The organism is Pseudomonas sp. 10C3 (assembly GCF_036346185.1).
In the GTDB taxonomy this organism is placed as follows: domain Bacteria; phylum Pseudomonadota; class Gammaproteobacteria; order Pseudomonadales; family Pseudomonadaceae; genus Aquipseudomonas.
In genome coordinates, this window is record NZ_JASJVE010000007.1 from 161,295 (window position 1) to 173,607 (window position 12,313).

Annotated in this window: 13 protein-coding genes and 1 pseudogene; 5 read left to right on the plus strand and 9 right to left on the minus strand. The window is 58.1% G+C overall.

Going from position 1 to position 12,313, the window contains the following annotated elements; translation table 11 throughout:
* Positions 1-71: 71 nt before the first annotated feature.
* Positions 72-1,550 carry a DUF2235 domain-containing protein gene (locus tag QN399_RS08785; protein ID WP_322217127.1) on the plus strand — a complete coding sequence of 493 codons (1,479 nt, stop codon included), beginning with the start codon at positions 72-74 and terminating at the stop codon, positions 1,548-1,550.
* A gap of 153 nt (positions 1,551-1,703) precedes the next feature.
* Entirely contained in the window at positions 1,704-1,892 is a 189-nt protein-coding gene (locus QN399_RS08790; protein ID WP_322178340.1) for a hypothetical protein, read from the plus strand.
* 25 nt (positions 1,893-1,917) lie between these two features.
* On the opposite strand, the gene QN399_RS08795 is transcribed toward QN399_RS08790, so the two are convergent.
* Both QN399_RS08795 and QN399_RS08800 read right to left on the minus strand, forming a co-directional pair.
* On the minus strand, positions 1,918-2,154 hold the full coding sequence (locus QN399_RS08795; protein ID WP_322178341.1) for a DUF2789 domain-containing protein: 237 nt from the start codon (positions 2,152-2,154) through the stop codon (positions 1,918-1,920).
* A 195-nt stretch (positions 2,155-2,349) separates the two neighbouring features.
* The gene (locus tag QN399_RS08800) at positions 2,350-2,580 is read right to left on the minus strand and encodes a hypothetical protein (protein ID WP_322178342.1); all 231 of its coding nucleotides are present in this window, start codon (positions 2,578-2,580) and stop codon (positions 2,350-2,352) included.
* A 536-nt stretch (positions 2,581-3,116) separates the two neighbouring features.
* On the opposite strand from QN399_RS08800, the gene QN399_RS08805 reads away from it, so the two are divergent.
* Positions 3,117-3,584 (plus strand): hypothetical protein, encoded by a 468-nt coding sequence (locus QN399_RS08805; RefSeq protein ID WP_322178343.1) that lies wholly within the window; start codon positions 3,117-3,119, stop codon positions 3,582-3,584.
* A gap of 137 nt (positions 3,585-3,721) precedes the next feature.
* Positions 3,722-4,377, plus strand: a pseudogene (locus QN399_RS08810) (glycine betaine ABC transporter substrate-binding protein); the annotation flags it as partial.
* Positions 4,378-4,402: 25 nt separating this feature from the next.
* Here the strand turns inward: QN399_RS08810 and QN399_RS08815 are convergent.
* The 7 genes from QN399_RS08815 to QN399_RS08845 all read right to left on the minus strand — a co-directional run bounded on the left by QN399_RS08815 (position 4,403) and on the right by QN399_RS08845 (position 11,586).
* Complete coding sequence (locus QN399_RS08815) at positions 4,403-4,780, minus strand: Na+/H+ antiporter subunit G (protein ID WP_322178344.1); 378 nt, start codon at positions 4,778-4,780, stop codon at positions 4,403-4,405.
* Complete coding sequence (locus tag QN399_RS08820; RefSeq protein WP_322178345.1) at positions 4,777-5,055, minus strand: K+/H+ antiporter subunit F; 279 nt, start codon at positions 5,053-5,055, stop codon at positions 4,777-4,779. The genes QN399_RS08815 and QN399_RS08820 overlap by 4 nt, the downstream gene beginning before the upstream one ends.
* Positions 5,052-5,540: a Na+/H+ antiporter subunit E gene (locus tag QN399_RS08825; protein WP_330200838.1), complete on the minus strand. Its 489-nt coding sequence runs from the start codon at positions 5,538-5,540 to the stop codon at positions 5,052-5,054. The genes QN399_RS08820 and QN399_RS08825 overlap by 4 nt, the downstream gene beginning before the upstream one ends.
* Positions 5,537-7,216, minus strand: a complete 1,680-nt coding sequence (locus QN399_RS08830) for a monovalent cation/H+ antiporter subunit D (RefSeq protein WP_322217123.1) — start codon at positions 7,214-7,216, stop codon at positions 5,537-5,539. Before QN399_RS08830 ends, QN399_RS08825 begins: the two co-directional genes overlap by 4 nt.
* Entirely contained in the window at positions 7,213-7,557 is a 345-nt protein-coding gene (locus QN399_RS08835) for a Na+/H+ antiporter subunit C (protein ID WP_219061377.1), read from the minus strand. Before QN399_RS08835 ends, QN399_RS08830 begins: the two co-directional genes overlap by 4 nt.
* Positions 7,557-10,475: a monovalent cation/H+ antiporter subunit A gene (locus QN399_RS08840; protein ID WP_330200839.1), complete on the minus strand. Its 2,919-nt coding sequence runs from the start codon at positions 10,473-10,475 to the stop codon at positions 7,557-7,559. Before QN399_RS08840 ends, QN399_RS08835 begins: the two co-directional genes overlap by 1 nt.
* Before the next feature lie 184 nt (positions 10,476-10,659).
* Positions 10,660-11,586, minus strand: coding sequence for a DMT family transporter (locus tag QN399_RS08845; protein ID WP_330200840.1), 927 nt, complete (start codon positions 11,584-11,586; stop codon positions 10,660-10,662).
* Positions 11,587-11,689: 103 nt separating this feature from the next.
* Here QN399_RS08845 and QN399_RS08850 point away from each other — a divergent pair, with 103 nt between their 5' ends.
* Positions 11,690-12,253, plus strand: a complete 564-nt coding sequence (locus tag QN399_RS08850) for an XRE family transcriptional regulator (RefSeq protein WP_322178350.1) — start codon at positions 11,690-11,692, stop codon at positions 12,251-12,253.
* Positions 12,254-12,313 lie beyond the last annotated feature (60 nt).

Consider the following 12,313-nt stretch of genomic DNA (forward strand, 5'->3'; position numbering starts at 1 on the left):
GTTTTAAATCAGAAGTATTTATTGATTTAAGCAGGCTGGCTTCCAGTTGTGCCATACAGGGCGAAAATACCATGAGCGGGATAGAGACAACCCAGCAGGCTGCGGCCAGCGCTGCCCCGGAAATGCACCGTGTTACGCTGCGTATCGGTCTATTTTTCGACGGGACAGGCAACAATCGGGTCAATAGCTACATCGCGGCTCGTTGCCGTGCGCAGGTCGTGATAAATAACTCACACATTAGAGAGTGCGCGGGGCGCCATACCCAGCCTGCCAGTAGTTACAGCAATGATTTAAGTAATGTGGCCAGGTTGTATGAACTGTATTGTCAGCAGTTCAAGGTAAGCGCGACGAAGAATGGAGGGGCTGCGTGCTGGCCGATTTATATAAGCGGTATCGGCACAACGTCCGGTAAGTGCGATTCAGTATGGGCGGGCCAAAGTTTCGGGCGTGGCAGCACGGGTGTCATCGCCAAGGTTGCCAAGGGCGTTAAAAAGCTTGGTGCCGTCCTTGACGCTTTCAAGGCCGAGAACCCAGGGTGCGTTATCGATGGGCTGGAACTCGATCTTTTCGGCTTCAGTCGCGGTGCCGCAGCCGCCCGGCACTTTGCCAATGAAGTATTGAAGCAGGCAAAAGGCGCCCTTGGCCCCTTACTCGATCAGAGGCAAATCCCATGGAGTGAAGATTTCGCCTGGCATAACGCAAGCGTGAAATTGAAAGTGATCGGCTTGTTCGACACCGTCGCGGCCATAGGTAGTATCGAAGATTGGGGTAATGTGCGGGACGCCGCGAACCGTGGGGTCAATCTCTACCTGCCTCCCGGGTCGGCACAGCAGGTGTTGCACCTGGTCGCCGGCGACGAGTTGCGGCGTAACTTCGCCTTGAACAGCGTTGCCCCGGATTGGTCGAAGGAGGTCGTGGTGCCTGGGGCGCACTCGGACGTTGGCGGTGGCTATCATCCGCAGGTGCGGGAAAAGCTATTTCTGACCCGGCCGCGCCGAAGCATCGTAAGCCTCGATACGCACTGCCACGCCAGCGGTGCCTGGCTGGAAAGCGATTTGGATCTGCAGGCGATTGATGCCAGTCAATGGCTCGATCCTCTGGATGTAGGCGCTTCGTTGCGCGTCGAGTGTTGTGAAAGCTATCCCGGCGCAGGCAGTAACAAGGTCGGCGTTAAAACGATCCTGGCCGCTGTGAGTCTGGAACGTCGCGTATTCGGTCATCTTTCCAGGGTCTATTTACGCGTGATGCACGCGCTGGCCTGTGCCGAAGGGGTGCCTCTGGGGCCGATACCTGACACCCCCGAGTTGAGGCTTGTACCCGAGTTGCAAGTGGTTGCGCAAAAGCTGATTGCCTACGCCAAGGGCGGCCCCGACACGCTCGATGAAAGTGAACGGCGCATGTTGCGTCAGCGCTATATCCATCGCTCCGCTCACTGGAACGCCGCAGTCGGTAGTGGTGGCAGTCTGAGTGGCGCTGTTTTCGTCCATGCACCACAGCCTGGCGGGCGTGTTCATCACCCCCACGTCAGTCAGCCCGGTTATCCCCGATGAGGTATCAGCGAGGGCGCTGGGCGAAGGGTCCGTGCTGGGATTTTGTTACCGGTTATGTAACGAAGCTATGCGGGCGATAGCTTTTTCCCGGCGGGGCAAGTCTCTATGATGGCGACATCGTTAGGTTGCTTGTTAAATCCGGGGAGAATGCTCATGCACAGCAAAGTCGATGTCGCCGTGATGATAGGTACAGGGGTTCCGCCTTCAATGCGTGCTCAGGGGCGTCGCGTTTGTTGGGTGGTGCTGCTCAATGGGGAGCGGCGCGGAACCGCTTTTTCCTCCCGCAGCGAAGCAGAAGAGTGCCGCGCGGCATGGGCCGCTCAATTGTCGATAGCGGCCTGATCATGGTGTGGATGCGGTATGGGTGCTACTTGGTCAAATGCAGCCGCTCATTGAGTTCATCTACAACGAGCGACCATTCGGCGTCTTCGCGCAATTCTTCTTTCAGGAATCGCGCCTGTTGCGGTGTCCAGAATTCGGCCTCGGAGAGCTTGATGTTTTCTGGCAGAAAGTGGCTGGAGACGAATGCATCGATACTGGCCGGGTCGGACTCAAGGCCCAGTTGTTCGAAGAGGGTGGCCAGCGTAGGCGTAGTCAATTCCATGTGATCTCCTTGACGGGAAAAACCCGTGCAGTGGTGGAAGCCGTTAATAAAGCGGTGGCAACGTATCTGAGGCCCGCGCTCGGCAAGAGTTCGACGGGATAAGCGGGCAGTGACAGATTCTTTTTACACTCGATCCTGAGCGCCGATGGCCAGCAAAGGTAACCGGCGAGTACTGGCCCTCCCGACTGCAGTGAGCTAGAGGCTCAAAGCACCCGCATCGACCGCTTCTTTCAAGGCTTTGGCAGCGTCTTTTGCGGCAGTCGCAGCAACATCTGCTGTTTTAAACCACCGGTCTTTTTCGACTTGGTGGTAGCTGATTGCGTTTTTTGCTTCTTTGGCGCGCATCACGATTACAGCCTGGAACTCGCCGTCGACTTCTTTGGCTTCGCCCCAGATGAAGAACTCGCCAATATCAAATTCAATCACTATTACCTTCCCATGGATGACGAGTGACTACGCTACGGCACGCAGGCGTATCGTCTGTTTTTTTGATGTTGGCGAGTATGGCAGTTGTTGAGGTGGACAGGCGGGGTTTAGTTCTCACGATGACGAATGACAGGTTATCGGGAGTCGGACGTTAACGAGTGGATTTCTGCTCTCCGCGTCGTCGCCGGACGAAAGGTATATACCCTGTAGGGGGGGCTAACCGGTAGAATCGTATTTTTATTCCTGAATACGTTGCCTGCTATTCTCTGGCAACCGAAAGCGCGATTTCCTGCAAGGCTGGACGCCCAGGTGGCGAGACGCCGAGTCGGTTATCCATTAATATTCTGTGCCGGGTTGTTGGCAGACGCCTGGGCTCCAAGTTGACAATCTTTCTCGAAACGTCAGGGAGACTGGATCAAGGTCAGTCAATATTTTTTGTGCGACGAACAGGGGCGGAAAATAGCTATATCCAACCCGTTTTGTGTGGTGCTCGAACGTTGTCGGGCAAGATAATTTTCAAGTTAGAGGACTCGTCATTGGCAGTAAGTAATCTGGATATGCACGCATTATTCGTGCTTGGCGATCTTCGTGCCAAGCTAGTCAAGCAATTCCAATCCCGTTTTGTCTATGTCACCGAGCAAACCGCCGAAGGCATCTACATCGCTGAAATTGATACCGAAACCGCGTTGGTGGTAGACGACAAGCAGCGTCTGGAACTCAAAGTAGGCGATCACTTTCGTGCGGCAGTATTGCCCAGCCGTGAAGGCGGTAAGTTAGAACTGAAGTTTCGAGATATCAAGTTGACCGTCTATGGTCTGGGTGATTACGCCTACGTTAATACGCCTGATGGCCACGGTATTGTGTTCAAGGAAGGCCGTGCCGTGGTTACGGTCTTTGCCGCCAACGAGCAGTTGCAAGGTACGTTGAGCAAGACCCTGAAAGCCGTTACCGGCAAAGCCGCGAAATGGCGCAAGGGTGAGCTGACATTCAAGGCCAGTGAATAATACGAGAACAAGACGCTGCGTTTTGCTCGCGAATGAACGAGTGTGCACCGTATAAGGCAACCCCTCGAAGCCGGGCTCCGTCGAAAAGGAACCTCTGCGCCGATCTGCTGACAGAGTATTTTGAAACCATGGGAACCGAATACGTCATCACGGGCGACGCTGAGCGCGGTATCAAGCCGATGGCGCCCTAGCTGCGTAGTGTGTCGGATTTGCCTCGGTACAAAGATGTGTTCAAAGCCCCCGAGTTACCGGGCAAAGGGCGAATTTTGAACAGCCCAATGGGTTGGACTTCTGGCGTGGTCAACGGCTAGAAGCTCAAGGCGTATGGGCTCGAGAAAAGCTATGTGAATTTTCAAAGCGGGTCGGGCGCAGCACGGGATGCCGAAATCTCCTCGTCCATGAAACGAGTCCGGCCGGTATTGTTCTATTACTGGTCGCCGACGCCGCTGTTGGGCCGCTACAAATTGATTCAACTTCAGGAGCCGGCCTTTGATGCATCCGCTTGGGAAACCCTGACCGATGCGAAAAATCTCAATCCGCAGCCGACGTTCTTCGGTCTACGCTGAGCATCGGGGTTTCCAGACCGTTTAAGCGGCACTATCCGCAACCGGTAGCGTTCTTCGAGAAGGTTGATCTGCCAATGGGTCCGCTGAACAAGGCGTTGGCGGACATGAGCGAAAAACACCTGGCCCCACGGGATGTTACCCAAGTGTTCCTCAAGGAACACCCGGATGTCTGGAAGGCCTGGCTGCCCGAAGACATTGCGACCAAGGTCAGCGCCAGCTTGAAATGAGGCGGCATAGCTGAAATGCCGCCCATCAGTTACCGCCCGGATCACCTTCGTTGCGATCGCCACTGACCTCTGGCGGTACGTCATCCCCCGCCATGCGTTTGCGGAACAGTCCGGTGCGGGCCAGCAACAGGGTCGTGACCGGCACAGTGATAGACAGCAGTACCGGGATCAACCAGGCGTGAATCACCGGTTCGGATTTCAGCGCCGAAAAATAGATGATCGACGCCAGCGCTACACACCATGCGCCCAAGGTGGACGCTAGTGCGGGTGGGTGCATTCGCTGAAAGAAATCTTTCATGCGCAGCAGACCGAGAGCGCCGGTCAGGGCGAACAGGCTGCTGGCGACTAATAGCGCCGCAGTGATGATCTCGACCCAGAATGGCAGCACGCTGAGCGAATTCACTCGATCACCTCGCCGCGCAGCAGGAACTTCGCCAGCGCGAAGGAGGCGACGAAGCCGAACAGCGCAATCAACAGCGCGGCCTCGAAGTACATGTCGCTGGCGTAGCGGATGCCCAGCACCAGCATCATCAACATGGCAATGATGTACAGGTAGTCCAGAGCGAGGACCCGATCCTGCGCAGACGGGCCCTTGAACAGCCTAATAAAGGTCAGCACCATCGCCATCACAAAGATGAACAGGCTGAGCAAAATGGCGTTGGAGAGCAGGGCACTCATTGGAAAATCTCCATCAGCGGGCGTTCGTAACAGTGCTTGAAGTGTTCGATGAACTGCGCCTCATCGTTCAGATCGAACACATGCATCAGCAACACGCTACGGTCCAGGGCCAGTTCGGACCACACCGTGCCCGGAATGACCGTGGTGATCATCGACAGGGCCGCCAGGCCATTGGCATCACGCAGGTCAAGCGGCACTTTGACGAACGCTGAGCGGGGTGGTCGTCGTTTAGCGTTCCACACCGTCCAGCTCACGGCAATGTTCGATGACACCACGTCGCATCCCACCCGCAGGAACAATTTCAGCATCACGCCAGGCCTGCGAATCCGTACCGGCAGAGGGCGCAACGGCTTCATCAGCAAGGGGGCGACAACCCCAAGCAATGCGCCGAGCAACAGATTGCCGGGGCTGAGAGACAGGTTCAGTACCAGCCAGAGCAACCAGAGCGCCAGCGATAGCAACGGGGCAGGGAACAGGCGCTTCATGGCTGCACCTGCTGGGCAGCAGCCGTGGTCGGGCCGGGCAGTGGGCGGGTGGCCATGACTGACAGCACGTATTGCTGCGGATCATGCAGGGCCGCCGCAGTGTCCTGGGTGTAGCGCAGCAGCGGCTCGGCTTTGAACGTGAGCGCAATGCACAAACCCAACAGGATCAGGATGGGCAGGCACTCATTGCGGCGCAGCTTAGGCGAAGGTCGCTCCCTCGGAGCCCAGAAACGCTGAATGCCGACGCGAGAAAAGGCGATCAGCGAGGCCAGTCCGGAGAAGATCAACAGGCTGATCAGGACCCAACTGGCACCTGAAATCGATTCGTCCTTGGCCACATCCAGCCCGAGTGGATTGAGCAAAGCGCTGAGCAACGTCAGCTTGCCAATAAAGCCGGACAGAGGCGGCATGCCAATGATCAATAAGGCGCAAGCGATGAAGCTCAGCCCAAGGAAGGCCATGGTCCTCGGGATCACCTGACCCACCACGGCTTTCTGTTCCTCGTCGAGGTTTATACCCGGCAGTGGCTGCAACGATTCCAGCGGACGAGGCCGCTCCGCGTCTTCAAAGAGGGGGATTTCGTTCTCTGAGCGCGAGCGCTCTATCAGTTCGGCCAGCAGAAACAGGGCGCTGAGAGTCAGGGTCGAGCTGACCAGATAGAACAGTGCGCCAGCGGTCAGGCTGGGTTGGGCAAAGCCGATGGCCGACAGCAGGATACCTGCCGACACCAGAATGCTCAGACTGCCCAGGCGTTCTAGGCGTTGCGCGGCCAGAATCGTTACGGCTGCCGTGAAAATCGTCGCCATGCCGCCGTAGATCAGCCAGTCGCCGCCAAAAAAAGCTGAGGCGCCTGCTTGCCCCGAGAATAGCAGGGTCCAGAGCCGCAACAGGGTATAGACACCGACTTTGGTCATGATCGCGAACATCGCTGCCACAGGGGCGCTGGCTGCCGAGTAGGCCGGCACCAGCCAGAAATTCAGCGGCCACATGCCTGCCTTGGCGAGGAACGCCGTGGCAAGAATCGCGGCGCCAGCATGCAACAGGCCGCGATCGGATTCGGGCACTAACGGGATCTTTATTGCCAGATCGGCCATATTCAAGGTGCCGGTCACGCCATAAATCAGTGCCGCTCCAATCAGGAACAACGACGAGGCCACCAGGTTGATGGTGATGTAATGCAGGCCCGCTGAGACCCGTGCGCGTCCCGAACCGTGGAGCATCAGGCCATAAGACGCGGCCAACAGCACTTCGAAGAATACGAACAGGTTGAACAGGTCAGCGGTCAGGAAGGCCCCGTAAAGGCCCAACAGCTGGATCTGGAACAAGGCGTGAAAGCTGGCGCCGGCCCGGTCCCAGCGGGCCAGGGCGAAGAGCAGCGCACAGACACCGATGATCCCGGTCAGCACCAGCATCAGCGCGGAAAGATGATCGACCACCAGCACGATGCCAAAGGGCGCTTCCCAGTTACCCGGCAGGTATACGCCGATAGAGCCCGTGGTACCTGCCTGCTGGACCCATATCAATAAACTGATCGAGATCGCCAGCCCAAGTAAGGTGGAGAGCAGGTTGATTCGGGCTTTCAACGGACGATGCTTTTCGCCGAGCATCAACATCAGGGCGGCGGTCAGCAGGGGGAGCAGAATGGGGGCGACGATCAGTTGATTCATCAACGTCATTCTTTAGGCTCCCGACCATCCACATGGTCGGTGCCGGTCAGGCCCCGCGAGGCCAGTAGCAGTACCAGAAACAGAGCGGTCATGGCGAAGCTGATGACAATCGCCGTCAAGACCAGGGCTTGCGGCAGGGGGTCGGTGTAATTGAGCAAGTCTTGCGGCACTCCGTCCTTGATGATCGGTTCCTTGCCAATAAACAGGCTGCCCATGCTGAAGATGAACAGGTTGACCCCGTAGGACAGCAAGCACAGCCCCATCACCACTTGAAAGGTTCGAGGTCGCAGGATCAGCCAGACGCCCGAGGCAACCAGTACACCGATGGCGATTGCGATGACTTCTTCCATCAGACGGCTCCTTGCGTTGCTATGGGCTTGGGCAGCGAGGTCGGACGATGGCTTCGCACCGATTGGTGAGCCAAAGCAGTGAGGATCAGCAGCGTCGAGCCGACCACCACGGCGTACACGCCGATATCGAAGAACAGCGCACTGGCGAAGTGGATATCGCCCAGCAGCGGCAACTGCAGGTGCGCGGTATGGGTGGTCATGAACGGGTAGCCGAGTGCCATCGAACCCAGCCCGGTGAACATCGCAAACAACATTCCGATGCCCATCCAGCGCAGTGGACGCAGGCTCATTTGCGCTTCGACCCACTGCGTTCCCGCCACCATGTATTGAAGAATGAAGGCCACGGACATCACCAGCCCAGCGACGAATCCGCCGCCTGGCAGATTATGCCCGCGCATGAACAGATACATTGAAATCACCAAGGCAATCGGCAACAGCAAGCGTACCAACACCGCTGGCACCATCATGAAGCCCAGTGCGGTGTCACTGGCGCTGCGCGGATTAACCAGGTCGGTGACCACGTCACGCGCCAGCAAGCGTTGCTGAGCGGGCAGCGGAATGCTTTCTTTAGGGGGGCGGAAGCGCCTCAGTAGCGCAAATATCGTCAGGGCGACGGCCGCCAATACAGTGATTTCGCCCAAGGTATCGAAGCCACGGAAGTCCACCAGCATCACGTTCACCACGTTGCTGCCGCCGCCTTGAGGGAGGGCGCGGCTGAGATAGAACGAGGAAATCGTATTGGGCGTTGGCCGAGTCAGCATCGCATAAGACAGCAGCGCCATGCCGCCACCGACCATCACCGCCAGTAGCAAGTCACGCAGACGACGTGCCCGAGCCTGGCTGAGGGTGCTCGGCAGTGGCGCGACGTTTTCGTTGCGTCGTGGCAGCCAGCGCAGGCCCAGCAGAATCAGCACGGTGGTGACCACCTCCACCACCAACTGGGTCAGAGCCAGGTCCGGGGCAGAGAACCAGACGAAGGTGATGCAGATCATCAATCCGCAGACGCTGACCATGGTCAGTGCCGCGAGACGGTGATATTTGGCCTGCCACGCGGCGCCGAGTGCGCAGGCAATCGCAATCAGCCACAGCGTTACGAACACCGCTGAGCCTGGAATCTTTGGTCTATCACCCCAGGTCAGGCCACTGTGGTAGAGCGGAATCAGTCCGCCAACGAATGCGACCAGGACCAGCAGAAATAGCTGGGCCTGCAGGCGGCGGGTGCTGATCTTTCGCGCGAAACGCCGTGCGCAACGCACCATCAATACCAGGCTGCGCTCGAACAGATGCTTGCCATTGAGGCGGGAGACCAGGGGCGCACCGGTAAATCGCTCCTGTTTGAAGGCCGGGCGCAACAATAGGTACAGCACGATTCCGCCGACCATGGCCAGCAGGCTCATGATCATCGGCGTATTCCAGCCATGCCAGATCGCCAGGTTGTATTCGGGCAGCGTGCCCCCCACGACCGGCCGTGCTGCAGTGGCCAACAGCGGGCCCACGGACTGTGCGGGGAAGATGCCGACGATCAGGCAGACCAGCACCAGTAGCTCCACCGGTGCGCGCATCCAGCGTGGCGGTTCGTGAGGTGCATGGGGCAGGTCGGTGGCTTTCGGACCGAAAAATACATCCACGGTAAAGCGCAGCGCATAGACGACGCTGAAGCTCCCGGCAATGGTCGCGATGACAGGCAGAGCCATCTCGACCCACGCGGTAGAAGAGATGAACACGGTCTCGGCGAAGAACATTTCCTTGGAAAGAAAGCCGTTCAGCAGCGGAATCCCGGCCATTGACGCACTGGCGACCATGGCCAGGGTGGCGGTATACGGCATCATCTTGATCAGGCCGCTGAGCCGCCGAATATCGCGGGTACCGCTTTCATGGTCGATGATCCCGGCGGCCATGAACAGCGAGGCCTTGAAGGTGGCGTGATTGAGAATATGGAACACCGCCGCCACGGCGGCCAATGGACTGTTCAGGCCAAGTAGCAGGGTGATCAGCCCCAGATGGCTGATGGTCGAATAGGCCAGCAGGCCCTTGAGGTCGGTCTGGAAAATCGCTGTGTAGGCACCCAACAGCAACGTGCAGGCGCCGGCCCCGCCGACGATCCAGAACCATTCTTCAGTGCCCGACAATACCGGCCAGAAACGCGCCAGTAAAAATACCCCGGCCTTGACCATGGTCGCTGAGTGCAGGTAGGCCGAAACCGGGGTTGGGGCGGCCATGGCGTGGGGCAGCCAGAAGTGAAAAGGGAACTGCGCGCTCTTGCTCAAGGCGCCAATCAGTATCAACGGCAGCAACACCGGGTACAGGGCGTGGGCGCGAATTACGTCACCCGCCGCCAGTACCTTGTCCAGGTCGTAACTGCCGACCACATGGCCGAGCAGCATGACCCCCACCAATAAGGCGAGGCCGCCAGCCCCGGTGACCACCAGCGCCATGTAGGCGCCTCGGCGGGCATCGGCGCGATGGTGCCAGTAGCCGATTAGCAAGAAGGAGAAAAGACTGGTCAGCTCCCAGAAAAATACGATCTGGATCAGATTGCCGGAGATCACCAGGCCCAGCATGGCACCCATGAACGCTAGGAAAAAGGCGAAAAAGCGCGGTACCGGGTCGTCGGGTGACATGTAATAACGTGCATACAATGACACCAGCGCACCGATGCCCAACACCAGCATGGAAAACAACCAGGCAAAACCATCCATTCGCAGAACGAAATTCAGGCCCAGGCTTGGTAACCAGAAGAATTCCTGGCGAATCACACCGCCGTCAGCGATCTGCGGGTACCACAGGGCGACCTGGACCGCGCCTATCAGACTCACCAGACCTGCGAGGATGGACTCGGTATTACGCGCGTTGTGCGGCAAAAGGGCCGCGAGACAGCTGCCGATAAAAGGCAAAAGCAGTAGAACTATCAGGGACATAGGTTTCTAATCTGCTGGGAATTATCTGGAATCATACGTGTCAGGTCCCAGATCACCAACTCGCAAGCTGTGGCAGAATCCTACAAAGGCTAAAGGCAAGGGTAGTTGGGGGCCCGGTTTTACGAGGGATTTATTGTGACGGGGCTGTCGCTTTCGCGAATGAAGGCACTCGGTGTTGCTGGGCTCAATCGGCCTCGCTCAACACCTCACCTCGATCTTTTTCGTCTTTCACTGCCGCCTTGGCCCGCACTTTAAGTTCGCTGACAATGACCCCTGCAACGATTAATGCCGCACCGAGCAAGGCGATGGCGGGTAAGCGTTCACCGGCCAGACGCCCGGCAATTCCGGCCCATACCGGCTCACCGGCATAGATCACGGTGGCACGGGTCGGCGAAACGGTTTTCTGCGCCCAGTTCATTGCGACTTGAATCGCCGCGCTGGCGGCCCCGAGGCCCACCGCGCTGATCACCAGCAACCATGAGAACGGTGGAAGTGGCTCTCCGGTCGGGACGACCATCAGAAACGACAATACCGAGGCGGTTGCCAGTTGCACTACCGTTACTCGACGCACGTCGACTTTGCCAGCGTAGGCGCCGATCAGAATAATTTCGCCGGCAATTGCCACAGCGCTGACCACGGTGGCTATTTCACCGGGGCTGAAATTCAGCGAGGCGCCATTGGGCCCGGACAGCAGCATCAACCCGGCGAAGGCCAGGCCAATGCCCAGGCTTGGCATAAGACCCGGACGACGTCCCAGCACCAGCCATTGCAACAACGGTACGAAAGGCACATACAACGCGGTGATAAAGGCAGACTGGCTACTGGGAATGGTTTGCAGGCCGATGGTTTGCAGGCCATAGCCGAGCATGATCGACACACCGATGAACACCCCGGCCTTGAACTCGAGCAGCGTCAGGTCGCGTAGAATTCGCAGGGAAAAGAGGGCAACGATGCTCGCGGCGGCAGCGAACCGCAGCCCGACGAAAAACAACGGTCCACTGGACGTCAGTGCATGCTGCACCAGCAGAAACGTCCCGCCCCAGATCACGGTGATCAGGATCAATACAGCTTCTGCTTTACTGATTCGTGGCGTCAGGCGGGTAGACTTCATGGTGTTCACCGGGCTATTGGGGCTTGCGTGTGACAAAGGTGAGACGCAGAATGCGTCGAAAGTGGGCAGTATACTGCGCAAATCGAATTAGGCGAGCAATATAGTGCACAAAGACATCGCTCAGAGAGCCCCGGTGCTACAACACGTCAGTCAGAATGTGCGCCGTTTGCGCAATGCCGCAGACCTTAGTCAGAGTGCCTTGGCAGAGAAATCCGGGGTGAGCCGCAGAATGCTGGTGGCAATCGAGGCGGGCGAGAAAAACGTTAGCCTGGCAACCCTTGATCGGGTCGCCGATGCGCTGGACGTGGCGTTCAGCGATTTGATCCAGGCCCCGGATGTGCGCGATCCCAGCCGCATCAACGAGGTCGCGTGGGCGGGACTGATCCCTGGCAGCAAAGCAGTGCTCCTGGCAAAGGCCGTGGCCAAGCGCGAAGTCGAGTTGTGGGAGTTTTGCCTGGAACCGGGTGAGGTTTATGCGTCGGAAGCCGACCCTGAAGGCTGGAGTGAGCAGGTCTATGTGTTCGAAGGTTGCTTGAACATCGGTCTGGTCGATACCGTCCACCGCGTTGAACGCGGCGAGTTCTACATGTTCGCCAGCAGTCAGGCCCATACCTATCGAAACGATGGGCCGGTGGCTGTTCGGTTTGTGCGCAACGTGGTGCTGTAAGCCGTTCACGGAAGAGGGGTGATGGCTCGCGAACTGTTTGCCCAACAACAGCGTTTGAAC